The sequence below is a fragment of the Enterobacter sp. UNJFSC 003 genome, assembly GCF_036903355.1.
GTDB lineage: Bacteria > Pseudomonadota > Gammaproteobacteria > Enterobacterales > Enterobacteriaceae > Enterobacter.
This window is the reverse complement of record NZ_JBAKHK010000138.1, coordinates 1-277: the sequence shown is the minus strand read 5'-3', so window position 1 is coordinate 277 and position 277 is coordinate 1. Positions and strand designations below refer to the sequence as shown.

1 pseudogene is annotated in these 277 nt (G+C 40.1%); it reads left to right on the top strand.

The window, feature by feature from the left end:
* Positions 1-277: pseudogene (locus V5P19_RS23480) on the top strand (prepilin peptidase); the annotation flags it as partial.

Here is a 277-nt window from a genome sequence, read left to right as displayed (position 1 = left end):
ATGCAGACAATCGTAGGCATAAGTCTATCCCCTGTTTATATACTGCCATTGATATTCACATTTTCCATTATTGGACGAACTCTGCTATTCAGAGTTCGTTATTTTTTATCTGATACGGGACATCTCTGGTATAAGACACACCCTGCTGTTCTGTCAGGAATATGGCTATACAGTATAGCTGTGGCGTTAATTATTTTATCATCATCACCACTGCTCTACCGTATTCATGCTGTCCTTATTCTTTCGTTCATACTGCAAATGGCGGTAACGGATGCAC